The following is a 26,385-nucleotide window of genomic DNA, read 5'->3' on the forward strand; positions in this document are numbered from 1 at the left end:
CCATCAGCGCGGCGGAGATCGCACCATTCCCGTGACAATTCTGCCTACAATCTAATTCCGTCCATCGCAGCGGAGTTTGAGATTCTCGCCGCGGCGTGAAGGGCAGGAACTTTCAGATGCTATGGCGCCCAGGGATTTTCACAGAACCTTGCGTGTTTGGCTGACACAATCCGTTAATGTCAGCCGGCTCCCGGACGGAATGCATCCTTGCAAGCCCACCCCGCACCACCACCCTTGGACACGCTCGCTGGAACTGTGGAGCGGGTAACCTTCCACAACGCCGACAGCGGCTTTGCCGTGATCAGGGTGAAAGCGCGGGGCCGGCGCGATCTCGTGACCGTGGTGGGCCACGCCGCGACGATCGGAGCGGGCGAGTTCGTTACGGCCTCGGGCATCTGGATTACCGATCGAACCCACGGCCTCCAGTTCAAGGCGCAGGTCATGAAGACCACGCCGCCGACCGGGGCTGAGGGCATCGAAAGATACCTCGCATCCGGGCAGATGCGGGGGATCGGCCCCGCCATGGCCAAGCGCATCGTGGCGCTTTTCGGGGCGGCTACCTTCGACATCATCGAGGCTCATCCGGAGCGGCTGAAGGAGGTTACCGGCATCGGCCCGAAGCGCGCTGAGCGCATCGTGTCGGGATGGGCAGAGCAGAAGGCCGTCAGGGAGATCATGATATTCCTTCACGCCCACGGCGTCGGGACAGCCAGGGCTGTCCGCATCTTTAAGACGTATGGGCATGAGGCCATCGCTGTGATGACGGAAGATCCCTATCGGCTCGCCCGTGACATTCGCGGGATCGGCTTTCGCACAGCGGACTCGATCGCAGCAAAGCTCGGCATGAAGAAGACCGCGCCCCAGCGCTTGCGTGCTGGCGTTTCCTTTGCGCTTCAAGAGGCGACGGATGAAGGCCACTGCGGACTGCCTCAGGACGCCCTCGTGAAGTTGGCCGAAAAGCTCCTGGAGGTCGATGCCGCTCTGATCGCAACCGCGATCCGGACCGAATTGGAACGGGGTGACATTGTTTTGGACCGGATCGAAGACGCTCAGTGCGTTTTCCTGAAAGGTCTGCATGCTGCTGAACAGGCAATCGCGCGGCGCCTCGCTGATCTGGCTATTGGGCCGGCGCCATGGCCTGCGATCAATCACGACAAGGCTATGCCCTGGATCGAAAAGCGGACCGGCAAGGCATTGGCGTCCTCGCAGATCGAAGCAGTCCGTCTCGTGCTCGCCAGCAAGGTTGCCGTGGTCACTGGCGGCCCAGGCACAGGCAAGACGACACTTCTGGACGCCATCTTGCGGATTTTGGTCGCCAAGGGCGTGCGGGTGCTGCTGGCAGCCCCCACCGGACGCGCAGCCAAGCGGATGACGGAGCAGACCGGCATCGAGGCCAAAACCATCCACCGCCTGCTGGAGGTTGATCCGGCGAACGGCAGTTTCAAGAAGGGTCTGGAAAGTCCTCTCGACTGCCAGCTCCTGGTGGTCGATGAGACCAGCATGGTCGACGTACCACTGATGCACGCGCTACTGAAAGCCGTTCCACGCGGGGCAGGGCTTCTGCTGGTTGGCGATGTCGACCAGCTGCCATCAGTCGGGCCAGGACAGGTTTTAGGCGACATCATCTCGTCGCAGGCCCTGCCGACCGCTCGCCTGACGGAGGTGTTCCGGCAGGCCGCAACCAGCCGGATCATCGTCAATGCCCACCGCATCAACCAGGGGCAGATGCCGGAATCCGCCGCGCCGCGGCAAGACAGCGACTATTTCTTCGTCGAGATCGACACGCCCGAAAACGGTGTCGCGAAGATTCGAGAAATTGTGCGTGAACGGATTGCAAGACGCTTCGGGCTCGATCCGATCGCTGATATCCAGGTCCTATGCCCAATGAACCGGGGACTGCTGGGGGCGCGCAATCTCAATGTTGAACTCCAGCGGGTCCTCAACCCGAACCCCACGGCTTCGGTCGAGCGCTTCGGCTGGACCTTTGCGGTTGGCGATCGCGTTATGCAGACCGTAAATGACTACGACCGTGAGGTGTTCAACGGCGATCTCGGCATGGTCATAGGTATCGACGATGAGGAAGGCGAACTGACCGCCGAGTTCGACGGCCGGATCGTCAGCTATCCATTCGGTGAGCTCGATACGGTCGTGCTGGCCTACGCGACGACGATCCACAAATCACAGGGCTCGGAATACCCCGCCGTCGTCATTCCAGTGACGACCCAGCACTACATGATGTTGGCTCGCAATCTTCTCTACACGGGCGTCACGCGGGGAAAACGGCTGGTCGTCATCGTGGGGCAGAAGCGCGCGCTGGCCATGGCGATCAGGGCTGGCGGAAAACGTCGATGGACGAAATTGCGGGAGTGGATGGAGTAGCTAGCCCTGCACAGAGTAGTTTTGATCCCGCAGTGACAGCGCGCCGTGTGGGCGCTGCTGCGCTATGAGCGCGTTTACGACACGGCGGCTTGCGCCTGAATAGAATTGGTCGACCAGATGCAGGTTAGCTCATAATGTCTGCGAGTGGTGAGAGGAAGATGGCCTGCCAGTCGATCGCCGGCGCTTCAGCGCCGCCACGGTGTCGGGCTCATCTCCTTGCCAAAAGACCTTGCCGAGCTTGCTGCGGGTGATCGGCTGCAAGTAGGCGTTGCTGGACAGAAACGGCATCTCGGTCGGTAACAAGCCGGCGGCCGGTCGCGGCGCTCGGCGCCGTCGTCTTCCCCCAGGCGCCATGACGAGGCGCGGATCCACTGATCGCAATTCCTGTCGGTGTCCGGTTTCGCCAGCCTGCGCGACCTGCCCGATCTCGAAAAGCTCGAGGATGCCGGCCTGCTGAGCAAGGACACGCTCCTGGCTGAGGAGATCCCGATCGGCGGCGACGCGGGGAGGGCGCCTCAGAGCGCGACGACTTCTCGTTTGAGGACTCGGATCCGACCGGTGGAACTGAGCCTTGAGACGGCGCGCGCTAACAAGGCTATAGTTGGGACCACTAAGCGCGCGCCGTGGCACGCTGGTCTCAATTAGACAGACCCCTAGCCAACCACAATGGAGTTTGGGAAAGTCTTGACCGTGAAGTACCGCTTCCTCGCTGCTGTGTCGTTCATGCTGTCTCTTCTGGTCGCAGCGCCTTCGAGTGCGCAGTTTGCCGGGACGCCAGGGAATGGTCCGCGTGCGCCCGGTGGCGCCAGGCAGGGTCTCGGACCGCCCTCGCTCAGCGACAGCACCCCGGATATCCGGCTGCGTTCAGATGGAGGGCGTATTCCAGGTGCAGGGGCACCTATCAATTCCAGCGGAGGGAAACGGCGCGGACATACTGGCGTACATTCGCGGGGAAGTGCAGGCGCTGGGGTCGGGCATGCGAACCGAGCAGACGGTCGTCACCGATTGCCAAATGGCCATCACTCCCCAGGGCACGTCGTACGGTGACCCACCTTCTCAGGAGCATTCATTCGACGACGAGCACCAAGTTCGGTAGGCGGTCGGACGGTCGCTGCCATTGAAGGCGTTGTTCGGCATTGTCACGTTGTCGAACGATCGACGCGACAACACTGGTTGACGATCTCGATCAGGTGGCCGCGGCGGCCGCCCACCACGCCGCCATCGCCGAAGAGCGAAAAGCTCGGTGGGTCTTCGCGGAAATGTGAGATGGCGCTGGACATTGAAGGCGTTGGAGTGGCTGCGTGAGTGGAGAGAAATCTCTGGGCTGAACCCGGGCTCTTGAAACCCTGCATCTTGCGCTCTCGTCGTCGTATAGGCTGATGCGAATTCTCCACGCGATTGTTGCACCAGGCGGAAGCAGGAGCCCTGCCAGACCTCAACGCTTCGTCTTGCACATGTAATAGCCCGGGGTTTCCCGGCACATCTTTCCGTAGTGCTCAGTGAAGGCCGTCTCGTCCAACCACTTGTAGTAGCCCTTCAGCATCGGCAACTTCTGAGCCTTGCGGCAGAGGGCATCGATAGCTAGGCCGTTTTCGGCATCAAGGGCCGCCATGCCCTGGGCCTTGGCATCGTCTTGGCCCTTCTTCCAATGCGGCTCCAGTATAGGGTCATCGATGAAGGTGCCGTCCATGGCGTTTCTCAGGTCCTCGTCGAGGACCTTCAGAAATTGCTTGTTGAGGTGGTGATTGCAGACGTCGGTGGCCATGGCCGAGGCGTAGCCCTGGTTGTAAGCCGCCACCTTTTTGTTGGTGGTGACGTTCTTGTTGGAAATCCTCTTGCCGGGGAGTTCTTCGGCCTGTGCGGAAGCGCGCGCCAGAAGAGCGACGCAGATCATCAAGGTCCTGATCACGGTCTTCATTGTTCAGTGTTCCCAGCCGCGGCAGTCACAGGATGGGATCGATACCAGGAACATCGAAACTCAAGCGCGTGGCGGATTCAAGCCGACGCGGTTATCACGCCAGATCACGAGCTGGCTTCCAGAACGGCAGGGTGCAAAGCCCGAAGAGGGTCAGCAGGATGGCGATATACATTGATATTGCTCCGGTTGATGTGTTGATACCGGAAGATGTGACCCAGGCATGGCCGCAGAGTATACTTGGAGTCCCCGTACTTCGATGAGACATCGTGTGGTTGGAGGGGATGACATGGGCAACATCATCGATCTGGAAAAACACCTCGAAGCCAAGTTCCTCGCCGAAGAGCAGGCAGCGGTGGGCGCTCTGCTTGACCAGTTCGAGGGACGAATTTGTCGAGATCGGCCTGTCCAACCGGGATGACGACGATGTCCCGTGAGATGTACTCGATGTTCTCGGACGAGGGGGATCACGCCGTGTCCGTACTTGTTCAAAAGGTGCGGCTACTGCCGAAGGAACAGCAGGAAGAGTTCCTCGCCAAAGGGAACGAACAGATGCTCCGCCAGCTCCACGGAGACACGGCGCCGCGCAGGCACGGTCAGTTCATAGGCCTGGTCGACATAACGCAAATCGGCTGCATAGCGGAATTCGGCGCGTGACACCTCACGCCGCCCGGCGCAGCCGGTGGCAGCGATGTTCGGTTAATACGCGCCCCTCCATCCCGACGATGACGGCTCGCAATACATACGATTGCTTAAGCACTCCCGGCGCATGATTTGCGCCGCCGATTTGATACTGAGGATTCCAGCCGCCGCGCAAAGGACCAAAAGCAAAGAGGCCCGAGACTGCCGCTGGGACCGTCTCATCTACACGTTTTGTGGTCACTTGCGCTGCACAACTGATCTGGTTCGGGGCGCAAGCCTTGGACGAGGCGATCCAGGCACGGCGGGTCCGCCCACTCGCCGTGTCTGGAAACGCCCATCGCCCGCCTTGTGATACGAAAGATTGTCGTTATGCCTGGTGCGTCAGCAGACGGGTCGTTGACGAACGGAAAGAAGGAACGGGAATGACGCGCGAAGAATTCATCGCCACCCGCACCGAGTGCTCCGATATAGGTGCGGCCATCGCCGATGATCGGGCCGATGGCGCACCGGGATATCTCTATCTCGGCTCGCTCTATATCGAGCGCCTGCCGGGCGGAACCTTCGGCCTGGTCATCGGGAACCGCGAATACCAGTCGGCCGACCTCGCCGACCTTGAGCCGAAGCTATTCGACTTCGCCGTCGCGAAGGGCAGGACCGAGACCTACGAGACAGACGCCAAACGTCGGAGCCGTCTCGCCGCCGCCTATATCGAGCAGATCGGATACGACCCGTTCGAGGGCGACCCGACCATCTCGCCCGACGAGGTCGAGCAGGCGCTCAGGGACCATGCGCTTGAAATCGCCAAGGCTGATGCCATTGCGGCGAGGCACAACCAGCCATGAACATCGACGTCATCACTACGCGCGCCAACAATGCGCTGCGCAAACTCGACGTGGCGCTCTGGGTCAAGTTCGTGCGCGGAGAGGATCAGACCGTCGATGACGAGTTCCTAATCCTTTGCGGCGTCCGCGACACGGGCTGGTCGGTGCAGTGCGGCCACCGCTATGGCGTAATTAACCGCTGGATCGAGAAGGAAGGGACGCACCAGTCATGGGACTACCCGTCGCACGACGTGGCGTTCGCGCAGCTGTCGGAACTGCTGGGGCAGGAAGGCTGGACGTGATGACCGCAGACGAATACCGGCACGCGATCAAGCGTCTTGGCCTTAACCAGACCACGATCGCGCCCTTGCTCGGTATCACGGCGAGGACCAGCCAGCGGTACGCCGCCAATGGCGCTCCCGCCACGATCCGGCGACTACTGGCCTACATCGAACACTACGGAGACACGCTGGATTAGTTGGCCTGGACGCAGGCGGAAACTCCGCCATCAGTTTTCGGGCTCTTCTTAAATGACGGCTTCCCGCCAGCAAAGGCGGTGTTTCGATATCGATCATCGTTGGTGACTTTGATGCCGCTCCATGAAGGAAGGTCGATTGGGCCGGTCCAGCAGCGACGAGGTGGATAGGGAAAATGACGGCGTCGATCTGTGCAGCGAGAAGTCTATCCGACTGACGGATTGAACCCGCAACCATAACGGATTGGGCAAGTGTCACACCGACGCAAGTTGATGGGACAGTTTGTTCCTCAGCCGCGAGCTTGGCCAACCGTCGCATCATTAAAGCGTCGCCGTCCCCTCGTCGGCGTCGCCCACCCTCCGCAGCAATTGTTGGCTCCTCGGCCTCCGATGGCTGCCCTCGATCTAGTCAGAGTGTTTACGGTGCGAGGCGAAACGTAGGACACGGCAATTCCGCGCTCGGCCAGCAGATCCTCGACGTCGCGGAAGCTGAGGGTGAACCGGAGACACAGCCAGATTGCCTGCTGGATGATCGCGGGTGGAAAGCGATAACCGCTGTAACTGATCTTTGCCATGCTCAATGGCTACCAACCCGACCGAGGCGCAACAACGCCGCTACGCCGTGACAATGCCGCCAGGAGTGCTACGTCACTCTAGCGGGTGAACATGCGGGTGGCTCTGAGGGGGAGGCGGCCCGCACTACGACCTTTGTTCGTTTTCGCGTTGCTCAGCATGGTGTTGTCGGGGCGCTTGGAAACCGCGGCGTCGTCATCGGGAACGGTATCAGTACGCCCCGAGCTAGCGAGCCAATGGACTATCCCAGACGAGAAGCAGCAGCGCCTTGAGCTCGGTGAAACGCTCTGGCCCAAGTTCGATGCTCCACTCGCGCTCGATGTCGCGCAATATGWCGACCATCTTCCRGAATGCGGCGTGTCCACGTTCGGTAAAGCGGATCTCCCGGGCGTTGCCGTCGCCCGGAACATCCGACCGGACGATATAGCCGAAGCCCTCCAGRCTYCGGAGCAGTTGGTTGATGGCTTGCTTGCTCATGCCGGCTCGCTCGGCGAGYGTGGCCGGGCGAACGTGRTCAGGACCGGGAAATTGCAACACCGCCATATGCGGCAGGCGCAACTCGTCAAAGCCAGCGGCGTTGAGCTCCTTGATGAGCCGCCGCTGGATTGCCTGGGCTGGAACGCGCARCAAGGCGCCGATCAGCATGTCCTCGGTTCKCATCGGCAGGCCTTCTGAGATAGATCGTTGACTTTCGGTAAATGGCGTTTACCATCAAATGGTAAATGTAGTTTACCAAATGAGGTTTCGCAATGCCGCAGCCAGCCATAGGTCYCTGCATCAACCCTTCMGACGAAGCCATTGTGACCAGTGGGCTCGCGGTCCATTTCCTGCTGACCGGAGASMATTCGAACGGCAGCATTGCGGCCTTTGAACTACTGGTCCCAGCGTCTCAGCGATTACCAGCTCCCGCGCACAGCCACGACCACTATGAAGAGACGATCTATGGCATCGACGGYGTCCTGACCTGGACGGTCGACGGGAAGCAGATCGATGTTGGGCYAGGRCAGGCACTGTGCATTCCGCGAGGCGCCGTTCATCGGTTTGATAACAATGGGAATCAGGACGCGAAGACACTTTGTGTGATTACGCCGGCCGCGATTGGACCGGAGTATTTCCGCGAGGTCTTCGCAGTGGCCAACGCGGCACACGGTGGTCCACCGGACCGGGCCAAGATAGTCGAAATCATGCGCCGTCACGGCCTTACGCCAGCAGTGCCCCAGATTTAGAGGCCAGGAGGATCAGCAGGCGCTGATTTTTTCCCTGCGGCGTCAGCCAGGGTATCCGCACCACAACCCTGCTCAGTCATCCCGAGACAGGCGGGATCAAAAGCCTCTGGCAGGGTCGCAGCGGTGTGGCCGCGAGGGACGAGCTCCAGAGCTTCGTTCCCAAGTCGAGCCCGTTTCGTGCAATGCCGTCCGCGTCGAAGCAGCAACCACCACGCGCTTTCGTTGGACCGAGCCGCTGGAAAGGCCCGCCGTTTCCGGCGGGCCTTATGAGGTCACTCGATGATCTGAACGATCTTTCGGGTCTTGGGTTCGACCAGCACCGGTTGATCGTTGATGACGGTGTAGCGATACTCGGTTTTGCCGTAACGAGCCGGCACCTCGTGGTAGGTGACGGTTTCGGGAAGAGTGGCCCCGACGACAACCTTCTCCTTGTAGGCCACTGACGGCACCTTCTGTTCCCTGACATTCGTGCGGAATTCAGTGCGATGGTCGGCGGCGATGCCGCCAACGATCGCGCCGCCCACGGCGCCACCAACACCCTCCAACCGCCGCACCTGCAGGCCCGCCAACATTGGCGGCTCCGACCGCTCCGGCCCCGGCACCGGCCGCGGCGCCGCCTGCAGAACCAGAACTAGACTGCGCAAACACTGCGGCTGGCGTAATGGCGAGCGCTGCAACAAGCAGAATCTTCTTGATCATGTCGACCTCCCAATGGCCCCCGGCGACCTGTAGAATGGCCTTCTAAGGCAGTGGTTCCATGGACGTTTGTTCAGAATTAGACTCGACTGCCAATGATACTGTTTAGAGTTTCTCTAACGTCGGCGCATGGGATATTCTTTGGTAATGGCGAGCACAGGGTCCCCCACTAAGTTGACGATCCGGACAGGGGTCGAAGCGGCTTCTGCGCGAGAGCACTTGCGACGGCTTAGGGACGCTGAAAGCGGATCGAACCATCAATCCGGGTCGGTGCACGAGCGGGAGAGGATCGCCCTCGAAGAAGCTTTGCGAGCGTTCAAGGCCTCGCGGCACCCAACGAAATTGTAGGGCCGCAATACTACCCCGCAGCTAACTGCCGTTATTTTTTATCGCGGGCACGGGTAGACGACGCACACTTTTCTTGGGGAATGTGCAGGTGGCTCTACCGGATTGAGCGCGGCTTCCCGTGATGAGTTGGCGTTGCTAAAAGGCTGCGGTTAGGGACTAGTCCTGCGCACACATCGCGTCGTCAATCTCCTGCTCGATCTCAAGGGCTAGCACGCGGCATTCCTCCGCGCGTACGCGGCCCGCTTGCGAATAGATTTTCGACCAATGGGCCGCCGCCTCGCACGCCAGATCATACTCTTCGAGCAGGTCCGGCAGTACCGAGATGCGGCCGCATCTAACCCGCAACTCCGTCGGTGCAGACATTAGATCAGTAGAACGCTGCGCAAGATACCTTCGTCGAAAATCACGGTATGACGAATCGTCAGTGCAGTCGAAAAATCTAAAGTCGCATGCCTCCGTCCACTGCGATCTCCGCACCATTGATATAATTTCCATCTGGCAAGCAGAGCAGAAGGGCAATACCTACGCAATCTTCTGGAACGCCTATTCGTCCGAGCGGAATACGCGCGATGGCTTGTTTTTCGCGGCCTTGTTGTGCGAGTATCGCGCGATTGCGGTCGGTGCGGATGGCACCGGGCTGGATGACGTTGAAGGTAACGTCTGCAGCCCGCGTGGTGCGAGCCAAATTCAAAATTATGTTTGTCTGCGCGGCCTTGGTGGCTGCGTAGTAGAGACAATCGTCGTTCGCCCTCATCTCCTGGACAGATCCAATTGCGATGACACGGCCAAAGTTCTGGGCACGCATGCCCGGCAGGAAGGCCTTCAAGAGGCGTGCGGTCGCGTGCAGATTGACCTCACTCTGCATGGTCAAAGCGTCGTCGCTCAAATTGTCGAGCGTCTGGCGGATTTCAGTTGAGGCGCATAACACAAGAATGTCGGGCGCGAGCGCTTGCGCTCTCAGTTCAACGACCATTCGCTCAACGGCATTGGGCTCGGCAAGATCAGCGATAAGCGATACGGCCTTAACATCGCCATCACCATCGCCGAGCCGACGGGCAACCGCGAGCGCCTCGTCGTCGCGGTCGTGGACCACGAGGCGAGCGCCTGCACCGGCGAGCGCCGTCGCGATCGCAAGTCCGATGCCGCGWGCCGCGCCGGTGACCAGCGCGACACGTCCTGAAAGCGCCCCTGCCATCAGCCGAGAAGAGGCTTCACGCGCTTGACCGCGTCGTCCATCGCCTGCTGCGGCGGCTTGATGCCTAGCACGGCGGCTTGCGTCTCCTCGATGAAGATGTCGTGGGCGCGGGCCTGCTCGTCGAAGGCCGGGAGATGGATGCGCGACGCCTTCAACGCCGCTGCCTCGTCGGCCGCATAAGGCATCGCGGCCTTCAGCGTCGGCTCGGCATAGGTCGAGATCCGCGTCGGTCCGTTGCCGTTCAGGGCCATCGCCATTGTGCCGGCCTTGGACGACAGGGCGCGGATCAACTCCCAGCTCAGCGGTTTCTGTTTGGCGTTCTTCGGGATCATCAGCGCCCAGAACTCGACCGTCGGAGCGAAGGCGACCTTGCCGGCGAGGTCCGCGGCCATTGGCGGCAGCAGCGATTTGAAGCGCCCGCCATATTTGCCCTTGCTCGGGTCGTTATAGGTCACCAGCCGCGCGAAGGGGTTGATCGTGATCGCGGCACGGCCCTGCTGCATCCAGCTGGTGATCTCCTCATTGTTCACCGTGGCGAAGTTCCGCGGCAGCACGCCGGCCTTGTAGAGCTCGGCCAGCACTGTCAGCGCCTTGACCATGCCGGGCTCGGCGGCGACCAGCTTGCCGTCCGGCGTCATGTAGTCGCCGCCGAGGCAGCGGGCGAGCGTCAGGAAGTTCGAGGCGAAGGCGGCGGTGAAGGCGAGGCCATAGACCTGCGTGCCGTCATCGCGCTTGAAGGTGAGCTTGCGCGCCGCCTCGATCAGCTCCTCGAACGTGGTCGGCAGCTTGACGCCACGCTCTTCCAGCAGCGCCTCGTTGTAGATCAGTGCGTTGGTGGCGTGGCGGACCGGGATGCCGTGCAGGGCGCCGTCCAGCTTCAGCGGCGCGACCAGGCCGGGCGCGAAGTCCTCCGGTGCCTCCAGCGCCGCCTCCTTCATCAACCCGTCCAGTGGCTCGAAGAGCCTGAGGTTGCGCGGCACCGCGCGGCCGTTGAGCAGGTAGCCGACGTCAATCGAGGTCTCGCCCAGCGTGACCTCGCGCAACAGCCGCTCATGGATGGCGTTGTTGTCGCCGAAGGTGACCCAGTTGACGCCGGCGCCGGCCTGATTGCGCCAGGCCTCCGTTGCGTCGCCGCCGGGACCGGTGGTGGCGCAGGTCTGGTGGACCCGGTGACCGAGCGCGGTCACCGTCTTGGCCTGGGCCCGGGATGGAAGGGCCGCGAGCGCAGCGGCGCCGGCGGTTCCGGTGAGCAGGGTACGTCGGGAAATGGCGTGCATGGTGTCTACCTCGGAACGTTCGGTTTCAGGCAGCGGCGGTCTGTTCGCTCAGGCGGATCTCGACGCCGGCGCGCTCACTGACCAGGCGCAGGATGCTCGTGAAGTCGTCGCGCGGGTATTGCTCGGTCGTCTCGTCGAGCAATTGGAGAACCGCAGCGCCGAGCGTAAGCGGCACGCCGATCTCTTCAGCGAGCTTGGTGGCGAGGCGCTGGTCCTTGCGCGCCAGGCGCGACATGAAGCCCGGCGAGAAATCACCCAGAAAGGCCTTGCCCGGCATCAGCTTGTGCAGCCAGGCGTTGTTGGTGCCAGTGCCGCCGCTGATCCTGACCATGAGGTCGAGCGGCAGGCCCGCCTTGAGGCCGATTGTCATAGCCTCGGCGATGGCGCTGACGATGCCGGCCGAGAGGAAGTTGTTGACGAGCTTCATCGCGGTGCCGTTGCCGAGCTCGCCGCAATGGGTGATCGTGTCGGCCATCCGGCGCAGCAGCGGCTCGACCTCCTGGAAGACGGCGAGATCGCCGCCGATCATCAGAGCGAGCGTGCCGGCACGGGCGTTCTCAACGCCACGCGCCACGGGGCTGTCGATCATCCGGATGCCACATGCCGCGAGGCGGGCACCGACGCGCCGGCTGGTGACCGGATCGATCGTGCTCATGTCGACATAGATCAAGCCGGGGCCAGCATTCGCCTCGATGCCGCCAGGACCCAGCGCCGTCTCCTCGACATCGGGAGCATCGGGCAGCATGGTGATGACCACGTCGCTCTGGCGCACGAGTTCGGCGATGGTCGCAGCGCGGTGGGCGCCGGCCTTTTCCGCTTCGGCGAGCGCGGCCTCGCTGAGATCGAAGACCGTCAGCGGATAGCCGCCACGCAGTACGTTGAGCGCCATCGGCAGGCCCATCGTGCCGATGCCGATGAAGCCGATTCTGGCGTTGGGAGACAAAGTGGCAGCCATCAGGATTTCACCATGGGTTCGACGCGGCGCTTGAGATCGGCAACGCCCTGCTCGGGCGTGACCTGGCCAAGGGCGACCGCCTGGACGGCCTGCGCGAGCGCATCGCCGGCCTCGACGGCGCGATCGAAAGCGGGCAGCGGCGGGCGGGCAACGGCCAGGACCTTTGCCTCGGCGGCGGCGTAGGGCACCGCATCCTTGACGCGCTGGTCGTCATAGGCGGAGGCCCGAACCGGGCCGTTGCCATTGAGGGCGCCCCGGATCACCGCCTCCTTCGCGGTCATCGCCTTGACAAGCGACCAGGCGAGCTCCTTGTTGCGCGAGTTCTTCGGGATGACGAACGACCAGAACTCTGTCGTGCCAACGATGGCCCCAGTGCCGAAATCGCGCGAGGCCGGCGGTGCGATCGCGCTGATCTTGCCGGGAAACTGGCTCTTCTGCGGGTCGTTGAAGGCGAAGTACCGGCCGAAGGCGAAATGGCACATCGCCGCCCGCCCGGCCTGCATCTGGGTGATGACCTCGTCCTGCTTGAGAGTTGCGAAATTGCGCGGCAGGGCGCGTGCGGCGTAGAGGTCGCGGAAGACCTCGAAGGTCTTCAGCATGCCGGCCTCGTTGGGAATGACCTTGAGGTCCTCGCTGATGAACGGCGCGTCCCAGGCGAGCGACAGCGTCACCATGTTGACGTAGCTGACGCCCTCCATCGCAAAGCCGCTGACCGGCACGCCGGCGGCGTTGGTGAACGTCGCCGCCTTGGCGATCTCGATCATCTCCTCGATCGTCTTCGGCGCCGCCGCGAGCTTGCGCTCTGCGAGGATGGCCTCGTTGACGTGCAGCCCGGTCGTGGCATGGCGGAACGGGATGCCGCGGATCGAACCGCCGACGCTCAGGGCCTTGACCATGCCGGGCGCGACTCCAGCGAAATCCTCGATCGGATCGGCCTTCTGGAGCGCATCCAGCGGCTCCATCAAACTGAGCACGCGAGGAACGGCGAGGGTGTTGACGACGAAGCCCAGATCGAAGCTCGTCTCGACCAGGCTGGCCTCGCGCAGCAGGCGCTCATGCAACGGCGCGACGTCGAAGGTCGACCAGTTGACGCCGGCGCCGGTCGCCCTCGACCAATCGCCGATGATGTCGCCGCCCTTGCCGCCTTCACCGGTCAGGACGTTACGGTGGACCCGGTGGCTGATGATGTTGAGCGACTTGGCCTGCGCCCGAACGAGGGCGGGCATGGCCAGAACAGGGAGCGCGAGCGCGGTCCCGGCAAGAAGCGCGCGGCGCGATGGCTGGTAAAGCTTGGTCATGGCGCCCCCCTAAGCCGGAAGCAGCGGCTGGACGCGCTTGACCAGTGAGGCCATCGCCTCCTCCGGCGTCTTCATGCCGAGCACGGCGGCCTCGGCCTCCTCCTTGAACAAGTCGCCGGCGCGGGCCGCCTCGTCGAAGGCCGGCAGCGGGATGCGCGCCACCTTGAGCACCTTCAGCTCCTCGGCGGCATAGGGCACGGTCGCGGCGAAGCTCGCGTCGGCATAGGTCGAGGCGCGGACCGGGCCGTTGCCGTTGAGGGCTGCGCCAAGCGTCGCCTGCTTCGAGGCCATCGCCTTGATGAAGCTCCAGGCCAGGTCCTTGCGCTTGGAGTTCTTGGGAATGCAGAGGCCCCAGAATTCGACCTTGGCGGGGGCGGCATCGTACTTGCCGGCCAGCGCCTTCGAGGCGGGCACGGCAATGGTCTTGATCTTGCCGGGGAATTTCGACTTCTGTGGATCGTTGTAGATGCGGTTGCGGCCCATGCTCTGCAGGCTCATCGCGGCCCGGCCGGTCTGCATCCAGACATTGACGTCCTCGGTGGAGAGCGTCGCGAAATTGCGCGGGAAGGCGCCGGCCTGGAAGAGCTCGCGCAGCAGCTTGATAGCGTTCAACATCGGCGGCTGGTCGGCGACGCATTTGTAGTTCGGCGTGATGAAGTCGCCATCCCAGGCGCGGGCGATGTCGATGACGTTTGGGTAGGTCACGCCGGGCATGCACAGGCCGACGACGGCAGTCCCGTCGGCCCTGCGATAGGTGCAGGCGCGGGCCATCTCGACCATTTCCTCGATCGTGGCCGGCGGTTTGGTGAAGCCCTTCTCGGCCAACAGTTCCTCGTTGTAGTGCAGCCCGGAGGAGGCGTGCCGGAAGGGGATGGCAACCTGCTTGCCCCCGACCTTCATGCCCTCCATCAGACCCGGGAAGATGTCGGAGGCGTCATCGAGCGGGTCGCGCTTCATGAAGTCGTCGAGCGGTTCGAACAGGCTCGCGGCGCGCGGCACGGCCTGGGTGTTGAGCAGGAACCCAACATCGACCGAGGTCTCGCCCAGACTAGCCTCGCGGAATAGGCGCTCTTGCAGGGGGCCGGTATCGAAGGTGGTCCATTGCACCGTGGTGCCGTTCTTGTCGCACCAGGGCTTGGTGATGTCGCCGCCCTGCGCGCCCGTCGCGACCGTCTGCATGACGCGATGCGCGAAGAGGTTGAGCGGCGCCGTCTGCGCCAGCGCGGCTGCGCTGTCGAGCCCGACGAAACTCAGCCCGATGAAGCCTCCGAGGACCTGCCTACGGTCCAGCCCTGTCCCTGTTGTCACTGTTGTCTTCCTCCCGGATTGTCGCGATTTCCGCGATGGCGGCTTCAGCCGCTTCGAAATGCTTGCTCATGGCTCGCTCAGCCCATTCGCCGTCACCAGCGCGAATGGCCTCGACGACCTCAACATGGCGCTCGTAGGTCTCGCGCCAGTCACCGGTGTTGCGGGTGCTGCGCGAGTTGAACAGCTCCATGATCTCCCGGTTCAACGGGCGCAGCGCCCGGATCTGCAGGTCGAGCAGGGTGTTGCAGGCCGAGGCGGCGATGGCCTCGTGGAAGTCGAGATCGGCCTCGATCCAGCGCGGCACGTCGGCCCAGGAGGTCTCGAGCCGCTTCAGGATCTCGGTCAGCTTGACGACATCGGCCTCGGAGCGACGCTCGGCGCTGTAACGGGCGATTGGCGGCTCGAGCACGCGGCGCAATTCGACGGCCTCCGTGAGGCCGGTCTTGCTGCCGCGTACGGCAAACCGGAAGAAGCGGTCGAGAGGGGCGGCGTCGAGCGCCTGCACGCGCGTCGGCTTGCCCTGCTGGATATGGACGACGCCCATGGCCGCGAGCTGGCGGATGGCTTCGCGCGCGATTGGCTTGCTGACGCCGAAGGAGGCGGCCATGCGCGCCTCCGAGGGCAGCACGTCGCCGGGCTTGAGGCGGCCGTCGTGGATCGCTTGCGTGATGCGCTGGATCAGGGCGTCGCCGAGCCGCGTCGGCACGACGTCGACGTCGGCGAACGGATCATCCTCGATAAGGGCCGCGGCGGGATCGGTCATTCACAAGCTCCAAGGACATGATTGACAGATGCCAGCCAAGTTGGCAACTGTGCAGCCTATATGATAAGTTACCGTCCTGGGGAGGACGCATCGTTATGCCGGCTCGCAGCATCTCGCAGATCGTTGCCTATCCGCTGCGCGCCGTGCTGGCCAAGGCCCAGCGCACCTCGCAGGGCGACTATCCCGCCATCGAGGTCGTCGTCGTCGAAGTCACGACCAGCGACGGCATCACGGGCTTCGGCGAGGGGCTGTGCAGGCGCGGCGCAGCCGGCTATGCGCGCTTTATCGAGGAGGCGTTCATCCCCCGCCTGATCGGCAAGGACCCGGCCGACCGGCGCGCCCTGTGGAAGCTGATGCGCGGCGCGCTCTCGGGCCAGCCCGGCGGGCAGATCGTCGAGGCCATCTCGGCCATCGACATCGCGCTCTGGGACATCGCCGGCAAAGCGGCGGGGGTACCGATCCACAAGCTGCTCGGCGGCATGGGCCGAACCCACGTTCCAGCCTATGCGTCCTCGATCAACTGGCTCGACGACGCCACGGTCGAGGGCGAGGTGGCGGCTGCATTCAAGGCGGGGTTCCGCGAGATCAAGGTCAAGCTCGGCCACCCCATCAAGGACGCGATCGCGCGGGCCAAGTTCATCCGCAAGCTCGCCGGCGACGAGATCGCGCTCTATGTCGATGCCAACTGGGCCTATGACGTCGACGACGCGCTGGTCGTCGGGCGGGCGCTGGCAGATCTAGGCTATGGTTTCTTCGAGGAGCCGATCGCACCGCATGACCGTGCCGGCTATCGCCGCCTCGCCCAGCACCTGCCGATCCGCCTTGCGGCCGGCGAGAGCGACTACGTCGCCTCCGAGGCGTTGGCGATGCTGCAGGAGCGCTCGCTCGGGCTGATCCAGCCCGACGTCTCGCGCTCGGGCGGCATCACCGAGACCTGGCGCATCGCTGAACTCGCCGCGAGTTTCAACACGGCCTATGCCCCCCATGTCGGCTGGTCCGGTGCGATCTGCGTCGCCGCCAGCCTTCAACTGGCCGCGGCGGCCGAGACGCTGCGTACCTTCGAGTGCATGGTATACGCCAACCCACTGCGCGATTCCTTCACGCATCCGGTCGTCGGCGAAGGCAGCCAGCTCGTCGACGGACAGCTCCTCGTTCCACAGGGGCCGGGCCTGGGTATCGAAATCGACCGCGACATGCTCGCGCGGCATCGGATCGCTTGAGCGATGCAGCAGCGCTCGCGCCTTACCGCCTTCGCATTGGTCTCGCCGGTCCAGATGATGGTCGGCGGCATCATCTTCCTGCCGGCGATCTATGTGTTCTGGCTCAGCCTGAACCAGTCCTCCTTCGGGCAGGCGGCCACCTTCGTCGGCCTCGCCAACTACGCCAAGGTGCTGAGCGACCTCTATTTCTGGCGGGCGCTGGTCAACACGGTGATCGTCGTTGCCGTCGTCGTCCATGTCGAGCTGCTACTCGGCCTGCTAATGGCCCTGTTCTTCGCCTCCGGCATCCCCTTGCGCGCGCTGATGCTGGCTGTGGTGCTCGCGCCCTATGCCGTCTCCGAGGTCTCGGCGGTGGTGATGTGGCGCTACCTGTTCGAGCCCGATGTCGGGATGATGAGCCAGCTTCTCGGCGCCATCGGCCTGCCGCCAATCGAATGGTCGGTGAATCCGAGCCACGGCCTGCTGATGGTCTGCCTCCTCTCGATCTGGCTGCACCTGCCCTTCAGCTTCGTCATCCTGTACGCCGCCCGCCTCGCCATCCCCGGCGAGCTCTACGAGGCCGGCGCGATCGATGGCGCCTCGGGCTGGATGGCATTCCGCCGCATCACATTGCCGCTGCTGATGCCAGCGTTGCTGATCGCCGCGCTGTTTCGCTACATCTTCGCCTTCCGGCTGTTCTCGGAGGTCTGGCTGATGACCGGCGGCGGGCCTGCCCGCACCACCGAGGTGATGGCCGTCTACCTCTATCTCGAGGCCTTCCGGTACAACTCCTTCGGCGCCGCAGCCGCCACCGGCTGGCTGCTCGTGCTCGCGTCGCTCCTGCTCGCGCTGGTTTACCTGCGCGGGCTCTACAGGGAGATGTTCGGCAAGCATGCGTAAGCGCTCCCCCCTCATCACACTGTTGAAATTCCTCGGCGTCCTCATCATCGCGGCCTGGTCGCTGGTGCCGATCACACTGATCGTGATATCGTCCTTCAAGGCCGACCGCGACATCTTCTCGGCCGCCTCGCGCTTCAAGTTCGAGCCGACGCTGGCGAACTACGCCATGCTGTGGAGCCGCTGGGGCGACTTCTTCACCGGGCTGTGGAACAGCTTCATCGTGACCACGGGGGCCACCGTGCTCGCCGTCTCGGTCTCGCTGCTCGCCGGCTACGCCTACTCGCGCCATGCCAGCAGGACGCTGCAAGCGAGCGCCTTCTTCCTGATCTTCATCAGGTTGATACCGCCGATCGTGATCACGCTGCCGCTATTCCCGGTGGTGAACTGGCTCAAGCTCAACGACACGCATTTCATCCTGATCCTGCTCTACGCGACCTTCTTCGTCTCGCTCGGCACGATCGTGATGCGGACCTTCATCGACCAGATCCCGCGCGAGCTCGACGAATCCGCGATGATCGACGGCGCCTCGCAATTCCAGATCATCCGGCGAGTGATCTTCCCGCTGGCGGCCCAGGGCATGCTCGCGGTCGCGGTCTTCGTCATCGTCTACGCGTGGAACGAATTCCTCTTCGCTTTCATCTTCACCACCACCAGGGCCAAGACCGCGCCTCTGGTCGTTGCGGAGATGATCGGCGCGGTCGAGGGCGTGGAATGGGGGGTGCTCTTCGCCGCCTCCGCCATCCAACTCCTGCCCGTGCTCGCCTTCGTCATCCTCATGCAGAAACATCTCGTCGCCGGGCTTACGGCCGGCGCGGTGAAAGGATAGTCATGACCCAACTCGACGATATGCGCCGCGCCATCCGCGAGGCCGACCCGCAGCTCAGTCGTTTCGACCCCCTGCCGCGCATCATCTGCCTCGACGATTTCGATCGCGGCATGTGCGGCTGGACTCAGCTCGTCGGCAATTACGAGATCTCGCTCGACCAGATGCTCCCCGGCTACGCCCAGCACTCGCATGCGATGCTTTCGACACTGCCCAATTGGGACTTTGGCTCGCATGGCGGCGTCGATGGCTCCTATGCGCTGAAGCTCGCGACAAGGGCTAGGGCGGGCGCGCAGAACGTCACACTGAAGCGCCTGACCTTCCGCAAGGCCGGCCCGATCCGGATGGAGTGTTATTTCACCTTCAAGCCCGAGGCTAACGAGCTGCAGCTGATGGAGACAGATGTCCGCTCCTTCGGCTTCCTTTACGACCTCCAGGTGGGCGATCAGGCCGGAGCAGGCGGTCAGCGCGTAATGCCGCACTTACGTTTCCTCAACGCACAAGACGGCAAGCACCTCCAGAAATGGCAGTTCAAGCGCAAGACCACTGAAATCTTACCGATCGGCAATGTCGGCAAAACGATCTCGCACTACCACCTCGCGCCAACCGATTGGGAAGACCTGCCCGGCGGCGAGCAGAAGCTTTGCTACAACGAGATTCCGACAAAGATTAACTGGCACTATTTACGATTTGATTTCGATCTCGCCACGATGCAGGCGACCGGATTCCAAGTGAACGACCGTAAATTTGATCTCTCGACTTTCGAGCCAATCCGCATTCCGGCCATGAAGAATCTTTGGTGCATGCTCAACCTCTGCTTCTTCGCTGAGACGGACACCGACAAGCGCGCTTTCGCATATCTCGACTCCGTCTGCCTTTCGGGAGATTTCTAATGCTGCCTGAAAACCTCACTGCCGTCGTCGCCCGCAACGAGATCTGGACCGGAGACAGCGCGACGGAGCCTTACGAAGCCGGCTGGGCCAAGGAGGTTGTCGTCTTCGTTCGGGCGTTGAAAGAGCCTATCGGAGCGCTGCCGAAAGCGCGCATCGAGATTTCGGCGGACGGGATGCATTGGGCGCCGGAAGGCTCGGAATTCAAGCTGCCGGCGGCGAAAGATGCGGTGACATTCCAGCGAGTCGCCCATTTCGGGAATTTCCTACGCGTGGCCGTGACGCTACAGGAAGGCGTCGAGATTGCAGTGTTGGTGACATTTCATTTGAAAGCTTAAAGATACAATTGCGCAGCAAGCAATATTGTGATTGATGAGAAACGCGTGAATTGGGTTACTACCTAATGCTTTATAGAATAGAACGCCATCTAGCAAAGTCGCCAAATCACAGGCGGCTTTGCTAACCATCTGTGAAACACCCACTGTCAGGCGCGATGGGTGCGAGCATGGCGTCGAAATTGGCCTGCGCTGGTTTCGCGCGCGACGGACTTGCAGGGGTTCTGTTGCAAATTCCCGCGGCGCCATAGAATTTGGTCGTTCGTGCCATTTCACGCCGCTGCGATAATCTCAAACTGCTCTGCGATGGACGGGTTTGGATTGTAGGCGTATCTGGCCTGTCGCCTGCGCATCATGTGAACCATCTCGATACCGGCCAGGGTTGCAGGCTTCTGGAGCGCGGCATCGCCGTCTCCTACGAGACGGTGCGGCGCTGGGCCTTGAAGTTCGGGCGGGATTACGCCCACCGCCTGAAGCGCAAGAGGCCGAGCCGCCGCGACCTTTGGCATCTCGACGAGATCGTCGTCACCATCGCCGGAAAGAAGCATTGGCTCTGGCGGGCGGTCGATCAGGACGGCTATACCCTAGATGAGATCGTGCAGACCCGGCGTGACACCAAGGCAGCGCGGCGGTTGCTGAGGCGTCTTTTGAAGAAGCAGAGCTGTGCGCCCCGGCGGATGATCACCGACAAGCTCGGCTCCTATGCCGCTCCGAAAGCGCGAGCGGACGATGCAAGGCTTTCGATCTCCAGGCAGCCTGCAGCGCTTCGTCGCCGTCTTCTCCGCCGTCCGCAATCTGTTCGTCCCGCCCCGGTCCCGTCGCTCCGCCCTCGCCATCCATCTGCATCGTCTGTGCGCCATGGCACAATGGAAAGCCGTCGCTGGCCTCGCAGCGTGAGCCCGTCACCCGGTTGAGTTCGCTTCAATGGTCCGCGGTTAACGTGACAACGCCCGTCTAAGTCCAAGGTGATCTTTGTCACGATCGTGCTGGCCGACATGGCGAGCTACGACGCTGTAAATGCCCTTTGGGACCAGTGGATCGATCCGAAGGCCCCCCGTCGCGTGCCTGCATATCAGCCGCGCTTGCGACCTCGGCCATGAAGGTCGAGTTTATCGTCCAAGCTGCTGTTGATGGCTGAGAGCGTGAACCATCGGCTGACCCCGCTTGATGGCTGGATCAGGCGGCCGCGGCGGCCGCGCACCACGCCGCCATCGCCGAAGAGCGAAAAGCTCGGTGGGTCTTCGCGGAAATGAGATGGCGCTGGACGTTGTAGGTGTTGGAGGTGGCTGCGTGAGTGGAGAGAAATCTCTGGGCTGAACCCGGGCTCTTGACCCCCCGCATCGTGCGCTCTCGTTGTCGTGTCGGCTGATGCGAATTTTCCACGCGATTGTTGCACCAGCGACCGCGTCGATGCCGATCCGAGATCCCAAGATCCCGGACTGCCGCTCCATATGAACGCAGGTCATCCGTGATCAAGCGCTCCGGTATGAAGCCATGCTTCTTGAGTAGTCTGCGCAGCAATTTCAGCGCGGCGCGCTTGTTTCTTTTTGCCTGAAGCAGGACGTCCAGGACCTCGCCTTCGGAGTCAACGGCCCGCCAAAGATAGACTAGGCGACCGTCGATCTTGAGATAGACCTCGTCCAGGTGCCATGTGGCGCGAGGCTTTGGTTGGCGTTGGCGGAGATTGGCGGCGATCTTGGGTCCGAAATGGTTCACCCAGCGGCGCACCGTCTCGTCGGACACGGCAATTCCGCGCGCGGCCAGCAGATCCTCGACGTCGCGGAAGCTGAGGTGAACGGGAGATACAGCCAGATTGCCTGCTGGATGATCGCGGGTGGAAAGCGATAACCGCTGTAACTGATCTTTGCCATTCTCAATGGCTACCAACCCGACCGAGGCGCAACAACTCCGCTACGCCGTGACAATGCCGATGGTTCAGTCAGGCCTCGGGTCAATGCCGTGCCTGTGCGATCCGACGCTCGACGCTGCGGCTGTAAAGGGACATGGCGTAGCAGCAGATGAAGAAGACCCCGGCAGCAAAGACGTAGCCCTCGCGGCCGAGGCCCAGCCAGTTCGGGTCCTTTAGCGCCTGCCCGATGATGCCGAGCAGGTCAAACAGGCCAATGATCGAGACGAGTGTGGTGTCCTTGAACAGGTCGATCACCGTATTGACGATGCCCGGGACGGTCAGCCGGAAGGCCTGCGGCAACACGATGAGACGATGCGCGTTCCAGTAGCTAAGGCCGAGCGAGGCGGAGGCCTCGTATTGCCCCTTATCGATGCCCTGCAGCCCGCCCCGGACGACCTCGGCAAGATAGGCGGCGACGAAGAGCGAGAGTCCAACGATGGCGCGCAGCAGCCGGTCAAAGCTGGTGCCCTCCGGCAAGAACATCGGCAGCATCACCATGGCCATGAACAGCACGGCGAGAAGCGGCACGCCACGCAGCAGCTCGATAAAGCCGGTGCAGAGCCAGCTGATCGCCGGCAGGCTTGAGCGCCGGCCGAGCGCCAGAACGATGCCGATCGGGAGCGCGATCACGACCGTCGCATAGGTCAGCAGCACGTTGAGTGAGAGGCCGCCCCATTGGTCGGTGGGAACGACTGGCAGGCCCAAGACGCCACCGAGCAGTAGCGTGCCGGCGATGAGAGGGCAGAGCGTGACAAGAAGCAGTACGGAAAGCACCGGGCGCGGATTGCGTGGCCAGGCGGCCGCGACAGCAAAAACGAGCAGGACAAGCCCAGCAAGCTTGACGCGCCAGCGCTCCGGCGCCGGATAGCGACCGAAGAGGAACATGTCGATGCGGTCGGTGACGAAGGCCCAGCAGGCGCCGGTGCCGCAGACCGAGCGGCTCCGACCTTGGAACACGGCATCGGTGACGAACCAGTGCAGGAGTGGCGGCACCAGCACGACGAGCAGCGCAACGGTGAGGAGCGTCACCAGCCCCCCGCGAAACGAGCCGAAGAGATTCGTCCGGATCCAGCGGCGAATGATCGCCGTTGCCGAAGCAAGCTGCGGGCTGGGGTGCCTTGGGACGACAGTGACGATGGAGGTCGTTTCGGCGCTCGGCATCGTGCTTCCTAACGTTCCTTAAGCGCGAACCGGGCGTTCAGCCGCGCGAGCCCCGCCGAGACCAAGAGATTGACAGCGAGGAAGACGCCCATGAGGATCACCATCACCTCGATCGCACGGCCCGACTGGTTGAGCACCGTGCCGGCGAAGATCTGAACGATCTCCGGATAGGCAATGGCCGCGCCGAGCGAGGAGCTTTTGATCAGGTTGAGATACTGGTTGGTCATCTGCGGAATCATGACTCTGAGCGCCTGCGGCAGAATGACCAGCCGGAGCGTCGGCCAAGGCTTCAGCCCCAGGCTGTAGGCCGCCTCGCGCTGGCCCTTGGCGACGCCCTCGACCGAACCCCTGACGATCTCAGCGATGAAGGCGGCACTGTAGAGCGAAAGCCCGGCCCAGAGCGCGACGAACTCCGGTGGCATCACCATTCCGCCCGTGAAGTTGAAACCTTTGAGCGTCGGAGCGCTCCAGCCCGACAAGCTCGCCACCAGTGCGGCAAAGAGGGTGGGCGGTACCAGCCAGAGCCAGCGCGTGCCCTTGCGCCGCATTGGCAGGAAGTGACGCAGCAGCGGTACGAGGACGAGGCTCAGCACCAGCAGGGCAGCGATCAGGGGTGTCCTGTCGCCCGCCAGCGGATAGGGCAGGAACAGACCGCGGATATTGAGATAGAACAGGCCTCCCAAGGACAGGCTCTGGCGGGCCTGCGGCAAGAGCTGGAGCACGCCGACATACCAAAAGACGATCTGGAGGAGCTGCGGGGTGTTGCGGATCAGCTCGACGATGGCGCCCGAGGCGCTGCGCATCAACCAGCTCGTAGAGAGACGCATCACGCCGAGCGCGAGGCCCAGGACAGTGGTGGTGACGACGCCGAGCGCGGAAACGAGCAGCGTATTTGAGAAGGCCGCGACCAACGCCATGGCGTAGCTGTCCGTCGGCCTGAAGTTCGTGATTTGGAACGGCATGGCGAAGCCGGCCGGGCGCCATAAAAAACTGAAGTCCAACTCCATGTTGCGGCGCGCGAGATGGCTCGCCGCATTGTGCCCGAACCAGATCAGGACGAGCAGGGCGATACCGAGGACCACGCCCTGCCAGAGCAGGGCGTGGGATGATTTCATGGGCCACAGCGCGGCGTTGCTGCCGGATGTGGATTTGGTCCGAGCCATGCCGGCGATCTCACCGGAACGGAAGAGGATAGTGCAGGCCACCCTGCGACCAGAGATTGTTCAAGCCGCGCGGCAGGCCGAGCGCCTTGGGGCCGAAATGGACGTCGTAGATCTCGCCGTAATTGCCGACCGCCTTGATGGCCCTGTAAAAGCCCTCGTTGTCGATGCCCAGTTGTTTGCCGAAATCGCCCTCGAGCCCGAGCAGGCGGCGCACGAAGGGGTCCTCGGACTTCTTCTTCTCATCGACATTGGCCTTGGTGATTCCAAACTCCTCGGCGGTCTTCAGCGCCGTGTCGACCCAGAAGACGATGTCGGACCAGCGATAGTCGCCGTCGCGCGTATGGAGGCCGAGCGGTTCCTTGGAGATGACCTCGGGCATGATTATCCAGTCGTCCGGCACCTTCATGGTGGAGCGGGCGGCGGCGAGCGAGCCGGTATCGTCCGAATAGCCGTCGCAGCGACCGGCCTCTGCGGCGGCGAAGGCTTCCTCCGACTTCTCGAAGAGCAGCGAGTTGATCGTCGTGCCTTTGGAGCGGGCGAAGTCGGCGATGTTGAGTTCGAGCGTTGCGCCGGTGATCATGCAGATTGTGGAGCCGTTCAGCTCCCCTGCAGTCTTAACCCCAAGGCTCTTGCGCACCATGAAGCCCTGGCCGGCGTAGAAATTGACTGCGACCTCGGTCAGGCCGAGGCCGATGTCACGGGCGAAGGTCATGGTCGAGTCGCGGATCAACACGTCGATCTCGCCGGACTGTAACACTGTGAAGCGGACCTTGGCGGTGGTGCCAACATACTTTACCTTCTTCGGGTCGCCCAGAACCGCAGCGGCGAGCGCTTGGCAGTAGTCGACGTCGAAGCCTTTCCAGGCGCCCCCGGAATCCTGGTAGGCGAAGCCGGGAATGCCGCTGTCGACGCCGCAGACCAACTCGCCGCGCTTCTTGATGGCTTCGGCCGTCGGCCCCGGGGCCGGCAGCGTCTGGGCGGAGGCGGCCGTGCTCAGCAGCGCGGCGCCGAGGGCGGACAGCATCGTCTTGAAGATGGTCCGATCTGCTTTATTCACGGTGACGATCCTTCTTCTTCGGGGCGGGCGGCTTCGTATCGAACCGGCTCGGCATGCCAGCCGTCCTTGCGCTTGGCCCAGTAGGTCTCGCGCAGCTTCTGGCTGATGGGGCCGGGACGATCGTTGTTGAGGATGCGACCGTCGAGGCGGCTCACCCCGATCGGGCCGCCGGCGGTCGAGGAGACGAGGATCTCGTCGGCGTTGCGCAGCTCCTCGACGGGCACGTCCCGAACCTCGCAGGGGAGACCGAGTTGGGCGCAGAGCTCGATGACGGAGAGGCGCGTGATGCCGCCGAGAACGTTGCGGTCTGGCGTTACGACGACGCCCTCGGTGATGCAGAAGACGTTGTAGCCCGGCCCTTCCGTGACGTTGCCGGCGGCGTCGAGCAGGATCGGATTGTCCGCTCCCCTCTCGTCCGCCTCGAACAGGGCGGCCGTCATGTCGGCCCAGTGGAAGTTCTTCGCCCGGGCGTTGACGGAAGCCTCGGGGATGCGCGGGGTCGAGGCGACGATCATATGGGCGCCGCGCTCGATCACCTCCGGTTTCATCAGCCAGACAAAGGGAATGGCGTAGGCGCAGAGATACGGGCGCGCGTTCTTGGGGTGATAATGCGTGCCGGGGAGGGGGCGTCCACGCAGGCAATCCATGGCGACATAGGCCTCCCGGAGACCAGCCAGCGCCACGAGCTTGTGCAGGATGCGGCGAATCTCGTCGTCGCTCTCGCGCGGGATGAGCCGCATCGCTTCCATCGAGGTGCGGAAGCGCTTGAGATGGTCGTCAAGCCGAAAGAAATTCCCGTCCCAGACGCTAACCACGTCGTAGGTCACGTCCGAGCGGCGAAAGCCCCAGTCGGTGATCGGGATGCGGGCTTCGGCGATCGGCATATAGGCGCCGTCGATGAAGGCTGCGCCACTCGCCCAGCGGGCGGCGTCGGTTGATGCGAAGGTGGAAGCGGTGACGTTCATCCTGGACCTCTTCGTCGCGGTTTCGGATCACGGGCAGCGAGCGGAATCCTCCGTCATGTGCCGGAGGGCCGCTGAAAAGTTTGGCAAAATTCGCGCTGCGCCCGGCTCCGGG

25 protein-coding genes and 6 pseudogenes are annotated in these 26,385 nt (G+C 63.0%); 13 read left to right on the forward strand and 18 right to left on the reverse strand.

Annotated features, from left to right (window positions below; all coding sequences use genetic code 11):
- The first annotated feature begins 234 nt into the window (after positions 1-234).
- Positions 235-2,379, forward strand: a complete 2,145-nt coding sequence (gene recD2, locus AC1DW9_RS24820; RefSeq protein WP_441507963.1) for an SF1B family DNA helicase RecD2 — start codon at positions 235-237, stop codon at positions 2,377-2,379.
- Between the two features lie 381 nt (positions 2,380-2,760).
- Positions 2,761-3,024, forward strand: a pseudogene (locus tag AC1DW9_RS24825) (hypothetical protein); the annotation flags it as partial.
- A gap of 541 nt (positions 3,025-3,565) precedes the next feature.
- Here the strand turns inward: AC1DW9_RS24825 and AC1DW9_RS24830 are convergent.
- Positions 3,566-3,782, reverse strand: a pseudogene (locus AC1DW9_RS24830) (DDE-type integrase/transposase/recombinase); the annotation flags it as partial.
- Positions 3,783-3,814: 32 nt separating this feature from the next.
- Positions 3,815-4,297: a hypothetical protein gene (locus AC1DW9_RS24835; RefSeq protein WP_441507962.1), complete on the reverse strand. Its 483-nt coding sequence runs from the start codon at positions 4,295-4,297 to the stop codon at positions 3,815-3,817.
- A 286-nt stretch (positions 4,298-4,583) separates the two neighbouring features.
- On the opposite strand from AC1DW9_RS24835, the gene AC1DW9_RS24840 reads away from it, so the two are divergent.
- Positions 4,584-4,715, forward strand: a complete 132-nt coding sequence (locus AC1DW9_RS24840) for a hypothetical protein (protein WP_441507961.1) — start codon at positions 4,584-4,586, stop codon at positions 4,713-4,715.
- 80 nt (positions 4,716-4,795) lie between these two features.
- Here AC1DW9_RS24840 and AC1DW9_RS24845 read toward each other — a convergent pair whose 3' ends face one another.
- Positions 4,796-4,954, reverse strand: coding sequence for a hypothetical protein (locus tag AC1DW9_RS24845; RefSeq protein ID WP_441507960.1), 159 nt, complete (start codon positions 4,952-4,954; stop codon positions 4,796-4,798).
- 404 nt (positions 4,955-5,358) lie between these two features.
- Between AC1DW9_RS24845 and AC1DW9_RS24850 the strand changes: the two genes are divergently transcribed.
- From AC1DW9_RS24850 to AC1DW9_RS24860, 3 genes are read left to right on the forward strand one after another with little or no spacing between them, the layout of a single operon-like run.
- Positions 5,359-5,778: a hypothetical protein gene (locus AC1DW9_RS24850; RefSeq protein WP_441507959.1), complete on the forward strand. Its 420-nt coding sequence runs from the start codon at positions 5,359-5,361 to the stop codon at positions 5,776-5,778.
- On the forward strand, positions 5,775-6,059 hold the full coding sequence (locus tag AC1DW9_RS24855; protein WP_441507958.1) for a hypothetical protein: 285 nt from the start codon (positions 5,775-5,777) through the stop codon (positions 6,057-6,059). The genes AC1DW9_RS24850 and AC1DW9_RS24855 overlap by 4 nt, the downstream gene beginning before the upstream one ends.
- Positions 6,059-6,235 carry a helix-turn-helix domain-containing protein gene (locus tag AC1DW9_RS24860; RefSeq protein WP_441507957.1) on the forward strand — a complete coding sequence of 59 codons (177 nt, stop codon included), beginning with the start codon at positions 6,059-6,061 and terminating at the stop codon, positions 6,233-6,235. The genes AC1DW9_RS24855 and AC1DW9_RS24860 overlap by 1 nt, the downstream gene beginning before the upstream one ends.
- A 422-nt stretch (positions 6,236-6,657) precedes the next feature.
- On the opposite strand, the pseudogene AC1DW9_RS24865 reads toward AC1DW9_RS24860, so the two are convergent.
- Both AC1DW9_RS24865 and AC1DW9_RS24870 read right to left on the reverse strand, forming a co-directional pair.
- A pseudogene (locus tag AC1DW9_RS24865) lies at positions 6,658-6,807 on the reverse strand (IS6 family transposase); the annotation flags it as partial.
- A 223-nt stretch (positions 6,808-7,030) separates the two neighbouring features.
- Positions 7,031-7,465 (reverse strand): MarR family winged helix-turn-helix transcriptional regulator, encoded by a 435-nt coding sequence (locus AC1DW9_RS24870; protein ID WP_476777112.1) that lies wholly within the window; start codon positions 7,463-7,465, stop codon positions 7,031-7,033.
- Between the two features lie 89 nt (positions 7,466-7,554).
- Between AC1DW9_RS24870 and AC1DW9_RS24875 the strand changes: the two genes are divergently transcribed.
- Positions 7,555-8,031: a cupin domain-containing protein gene (locus tag AC1DW9_RS24875; protein ID WP_476777111.1), complete on the forward strand. Its 477-nt coding sequence runs from the start codon at positions 7,555-7,557 to the stop codon at positions 8,029-8,031.
- 272 nt (positions 8,032-8,303) lie between these two features.
- Here AC1DW9_RS24875 and AC1DW9_RS24880 read toward each other — a convergent pair whose 3' ends face one another.
- The 7 genes from AC1DW9_RS24880 to AC1DW9_RS24910 form a co-directional block, all read right to left on the reverse strand.
- The gene (locus AC1DW9_RS24880) at positions 8,304-8,603 is read right to left on the reverse strand and encodes a DUF1236 domain-containing protein (RefSeq protein WP_476777110.1); all 300 of its coding nucleotides are present in this window, start codon (positions 8,601-8,603) and stop codon (positions 8,304-8,306) included.
- A 911-nt stretch (positions 8,604-9,514) separates the two neighbouring features.
- A complete protein-coding gene (locus AC1DW9_RS24885) occupies positions 9,515-10,270 on the reverse strand; it encodes an SDR family NAD(P)-dependent oxidoreductase (protein ID WP_476777109.1) in 756 nt (251 codons plus the stop codon).
- Positions 10,270-11,547, reverse strand: a complete 1,278-nt coding sequence (locus tag AC1DW9_RS24890; RefSeq protein ID WP_476855205.1) for an ABC transporter substrate-binding protein — start codon at positions 11,545-11,547, stop codon at positions 10,270-10,272. The genes AC1DW9_RS24885 and AC1DW9_RS24890 overlap by 1 nt, the downstream gene beginning before the upstream one ends.
- 25 nt (positions 11,548-11,572) lie before the next feature.
- Positions 11,573-12,502: an NAD(P)-dependent oxidoreductase gene (locus AC1DW9_RS24895; RefSeq protein ID WP_476777107.1), complete on the reverse strand. Its 930-nt coding sequence runs from the start codon at positions 12,500-12,502 to the stop codon at positions 11,573-11,575.
- Positions 12,502-13,800 (reverse strand): extracellular solute-binding protein, encoded by a 1,299-nt coding sequence (locus AC1DW9_RS24900; protein ID WP_476777106.1) that lies wholly within the window; start codon positions 13,798-13,800, stop codon positions 12,502-12,504. The genes AC1DW9_RS24895 and AC1DW9_RS24900 overlap by 1 nt, the downstream gene beginning before the upstream one ends.
- Before the next feature lie 9 nt (positions 13,801-13,809).
- The gene (locus tag AC1DW9_RS24905) at positions 13,810-15,108 is read right to left on the reverse strand and encodes an ABC transporter substrate-binding protein (protein WP_476777105.1); all 1,299 of its coding nucleotides are present in this window, start codon (positions 15,106-15,108) and stop codon (positions 13,810-13,812) included.
- Positions 15,080-15,871, reverse strand: coding sequence for a FadR/GntR family transcriptional regulator (locus AC1DW9_RS24910; protein WP_476777104.1), 792 nt, complete (start codon positions 15,869-15,871; stop codon positions 15,080-15,082). The genes AC1DW9_RS24905 and AC1DW9_RS24910 overlap by 29 nt, the downstream gene beginning before the upstream one ends.
- A gap of 95 nt (positions 15,872-15,966) precedes the next feature.
- Between AC1DW9_RS24910 and AC1DW9_RS24915 the strand changes: the two genes are divergently transcribed.
- The 5 genes from AC1DW9_RS24915 to AC1DW9_RS24935 are packed head-to-tail and all read left to right on the forward strand — an operon-like array spanning position 15,967 to position 20,021.
- A complete protein-coding gene (locus tag AC1DW9_RS24915) occupies positions 15,967-17,091 on the forward strand; it encodes a mandelate racemase/muconate lactonizing enzyme family protein (RefSeq protein ID WP_476777103.1) in 1,125 nt (374 codons plus the stop codon).
- A gap of 3 nt (positions 17,092-17,094) precedes the next feature.
- Complete coding sequence (locus AC1DW9_RS24920) at positions 17,095-17,970, forward strand: carbohydrate ABC transporter permease (protein WP_441509034.1); 876 nt, start codon at positions 17,095-17,097, stop codon at positions 17,968-17,970.
- The gene (locus AC1DW9_RS24925; RefSeq protein WP_441509035.1) at positions 17,963-18,796 is read left to right on the forward strand and encodes a carbohydrate ABC transporter permease; all 834 of its coding nucleotides are present in this window, start codon (positions 17,963-17,965) and stop codon (positions 18,794-18,796) included. The genes AC1DW9_RS24920 and AC1DW9_RS24925 overlap by 8 nt, the downstream gene beginning before the upstream one ends.
- A gap of 2 nt (positions 18,797-18,798) precedes the next feature.
- Positions 18,799-19,686, forward strand: coding sequence for a DUF6772 family protein (locus tag AC1DW9_RS24930; RefSeq protein ID WP_441509036.1), 888 nt, complete (start codon positions 18,799-18,801; stop codon positions 19,684-19,686).
- On the forward strand, positions 19,686-20,021 hold the full coding sequence (locus AC1DW9_RS24935) for a hypothetical protein (protein WP_476777102.1): 336 nt from the start codon (positions 19,686-19,688) through the stop codon (positions 20,019-20,021). Before AC1DW9_RS24930 ends, AC1DW9_RS24935 begins: the two co-directional genes overlap by 1 nt.
- Before the next feature lie 269 nt (positions 20,022-20,290).
- Here the strand turns inward: AC1DW9_RS24935 and AC1DW9_RS24940 are convergent.
- A pseudogene (locus AC1DW9_RS24940) lies at positions 20,291-20,404 on the reverse strand (IS6 family transposase); the annotation flags it as partial.
- 3 nt (positions 20,405-20,407) lie between these two features.
- Here AC1DW9_RS24940 and AC1DW9_RS24945 point away from each other — a divergent pair.
- A pseudogene (locus AC1DW9_RS24945) lies at positions 20,408-20,915 on the forward strand (IS6 family transposase); the annotation flags it as partial.
- A gap of 279 nt (positions 20,916-21,194) precedes the next feature.
- Here AC1DW9_RS24945 and AC1DW9_RS24950 read toward each other — a convergent pair.
- The 5 genes and pseudogenes from AC1DW9_RS24950 to AC1DW9_RS24970 form a co-directional block, all read right to left on the reverse strand.
- A pseudogene (locus AC1DW9_RS24950) lies at positions 21,195-21,889 on the reverse strand (IS6 family transposase).
- 80 nt (positions 21,890-21,969) lie between these two features.
- The gene (locus tag AC1DW9_RS24955; protein ID WP_476777101.1) at positions 21,970-23,088 is read right to left on the reverse strand and encodes an amino acid ABC transporter permease; all 1,119 of its coding nucleotides are present in this window, start codon (positions 23,086-23,088) and stop codon (positions 21,970-21,972) included.
- Positions 23,089-23,096: 8 nt separating this feature from the next.
- Positions 23,097-24,203: an amino acid ABC transporter permease gene (locus AC1DW9_RS24960; RefSeq protein WP_441509059.1), complete on the reverse strand. Its 1,107-nt coding sequence runs from the start codon at positions 24,201-24,203 to the stop codon at positions 23,097-23,099.
- A 58-nt stretch (positions 24,204-24,261) separates the two neighbouring features.
- Complete coding sequence (locus AC1DW9_RS24965; protein WP_441509061.1) at positions 24,262-25,275, reverse strand: amino acid ABC transporter substrate-binding protein; 1,014 nt, start codon at positions 25,273-25,275, stop codon at positions 24,262-24,264.
- Positions 25,276-25,304: 29 nt separating this feature from the next.
- Positions 25,305-26,273, reverse strand: coding sequence for an aminotransferase class IV (locus tag AC1DW9_RS24970; RefSeq protein ID WP_441509058.1), 969 nt, complete (start codon positions 26,271-26,273; stop codon positions 25,305-25,307).
- Between the last annotated feature and the right edge of the window lie 112 nt (positions 26,274-26,385).

The organism is Allobosea sp. P4_E12 (assembly GCF_056401655.1).